Annotated in this window: 3 protein-coding genes; 1 reads left to right on the top strand and 2 read right to left on the bottom strand. The window is 67.5% G+C overall.

Annotated features, from left to right (window positions below):
* Positions 1 to 84: 84 nt before the first annotated feature.
* The gene (locus tag ABZU72_RS28635; protein ID WP_160026251.1) at positions 85 to 336 is read right to left on the bottom strand and encodes a type II toxin-antitoxin system RelE/ParE family toxin; all 252 of its coding nucleotides are present in this window, start codon (positions 334 to 336) and stop codon (positions 85 to 87) included.
* Positions 333 to 593 (bottom strand): hypothetical protein, encoded by a 261-nt coding sequence (locus ABZU72_RS28640; protein WP_355022159.1) that lies wholly within the window; start codon positions 591 to 593, stop codon positions 333 to 335. The genes ABZU72_RS28635 and ABZU72_RS28640 overlap by 4 nt, the downstream gene beginning before the upstream one ends.
* An 82-nt stretch (positions 594 to 675) precedes the next feature.
* Here ABZU72_RS28640 and ABZU72_RS28645 point away from each other — a divergent pair, with 82 nt between their 5' ends.
* A complete protein-coding gene (locus ABZU72_RS28645) occupies positions 676 to 2,319 on the top strand; it encodes a cation:proton antiporter family protein (protein ID WP_355022160.1) in 1,644 nt (547 codons plus the stop codon).
* Positions 2,320 to 2,347 lie beyond the last annotated feature (28 nt).

Genomic DNA, 2,347 nt, shown 5'->3' on the forward strand with positions numbered 1-2,347 from the left:
TTTTACTACTCCAACTCTTTTTTGGGGTTTTTTTCCAAACCAACGACGTGTTACACAGCCGCTTGGCCGTCGACCAGCAGGGGATCAGACGCTGCGGCGACCCAGGTGGATGACGGCGACGGTGATGCGGCGCTCCTCGACCACGTAGACGATGCGGTAGCGGCCGACGCGGAGGCGGTAGCGGTCTTTCCCCCAGGCGTAGGCGCCGACGTCGCGCGGGGTCTCGGTCAGGGTGTCGACGGTGTCGAAGACCTGGATCAGGCCGATGGGGTCGTCGTCGACGTACGCCTCGGCCGACTGCAACGCCTCGTCGGCCCAGACGACCTGATAGGTCACTCGCCGGCGTGGCGGTCGAGACCGAGGGCGCGGCGTGCCTCGGCGTGCGGGGTGTAGCTGACCTCGCCGAGCTCGCGGCGCAGGGAGTAGCGCGCGAGAGCGAGATCGTCCTCGAGATCCTCGATGCGCCGCTCGTGATCGTTGAGGTAGGCGCGGATGGCCTCGCGGGCGACCTCCTGCTTCGACCGGTTCTCCGTCCTGGCACGGTCGGTCAGCAGCCGGTCGTCGGCCTCGCTGAGTCGCAGAGTCATAGCCATGGACCCACTGTAACCCGAAGTGGTATCACGCGGTATCGTACGCGTGTCGGATCGTCGAGTTTCACCCTGGGGGAAGTCCAATATGACGCTGACCGCGCTCTATCTGCTCGTCGCACTCGGAGCGGGGTTGGTCGCGATGTTCCTCAAACTCCCGCCGCTGGTCGGCTTCCTGGCCGCCGGGTTCGGGCTGCACGCCGCCGGCGTCGGTGAGATGGCGGGGCTGCACACGCTGGCCGATCTCGGCGTCACGCTGCTCCTGTTCGGCATCGGCCTCAAGCTCGACGTGAGATCGCTGCTACGGCCCGACGTCTGGCTGAGCACCTTCGCCCACCTCGGCTTCAGCGTCATCATCGGGGTCGGCCTGCTGGCCGGCATCGCGCCGCTCGGGTTCGCGCTCCTCGCCGACGCCGACCTGGGCGAGATGGCGTTGATCGCCTTCGTGCTCTCCTTCTCCTCGACCGTCTTCGCGATCAAGGTGCTCGAGGAGCGCCACGACAACAACACCCTCTACGGCCGGATCGCGATCGGTGTGCTGGTCATGCAGGACATCGTCGCGGTGGTGTTCCTGACCATCTCCAAGGGCCACTGGCCCTCCCCGTGGGTGTTCGCGCTGGTGCTGCTTCTCCCGGGTGCCTGGCTCGCCCACCGGATCTGGGACCGGATCACCTCCGCCGAGCTGACCGCGCTCTTCGGCCTGGCGATCGCGCTCGTGCCGGGCTACTGGCTCTTCGAGGCAGTGGGGCTCAAGGGCGACCTCGGGGCGCTGGTGGTCGGCGTACTCCTCGGGTCGCATGCCAAGGCGCCGGCGCTGGCCAAGCTGCTGTTCAGCACCAAGGAGCTCCTGCTCATCGCGTTCTTCCTGAGTATCGGGCTGACCGGGGTGCCCTCGCTCGAGGACCTGGCGCTGGCCAGCGTGCTCCAGATCCTGCTGCCGCTCCAGGCCGTTGCGTACGTCGTGATCTTCGCGTTCATGGGGCTGCGCTACCGCACCGCGACGCTCGCCTCGTTCACGCTGACCAACTACTCCGAGTTCGGGCTGATCGTGATCGTCATCGCCTCCGCGACCGGGCTGGCGTCGGCCCAGTGGCAGACCGTGCTCGCGGTCGCGACCTCACTCTCGTTCCTGGTTGCCGCGGTCTTCAACGTGTACGCCGCGAAGCTCATCAACCTGCTCAACCGCCGGCTTCCGGAGCGGAGGCCCGAGCGGCTCCAGGAGGCGGACCGGCCGATCAACCTCGGTGACGCCAAGGCGCTGGTGGTCGGGATGGGCCGGGTGGGGCGTACGACCTACGAGGAGCTGCGCGACGCCCAGGGCTACCAGGTCCTGGCTGTCGAGCACGACTCGCTGCGGGCCGACTCGCTCAAGCAGGAGGGCTTCGACGTGGTCGAGGCCGACGCCACCGACCAGGACTTCTGGGAGCGGGTCAAGAAGGGCACCGGCATGGAGCTGGTCGTCCTCACCATGCCCTTCCACGGCGACAACCTGCTCGCCATGGACCTGCTCCAGAAGCTCGGCTTCACCGGCACCGTGGCCGCCATCGCCCTGCGCCCCGAGGAGCGCGACGAGCTCAAGAAGCGCGGCGCTCACGCCGTCCTGAACCTGTACGCCTCCGCAGGCTCCGACCTCGCCGAGAAGGCGCTCCGGGTCAACCAGGAGCGCCGTCTCTCTGCGTGCCAGTCCTTGATACCGCAAGCACGGCGAGGCCGGAGGCGACCGCAAGGCTAGTGACACCTTAATCGAAGGCGTGCGCACT

Origin of the sequence: Nocardioides sp. NPDC004968 (assembly GCF_040608935.1) — a bacterium.
Classification (GTDB): domain Bacteria; phylum Actinomycetota; class Actinomycetes; order Propionibacteriales; family Nocardioidaceae; genus Nocardioides.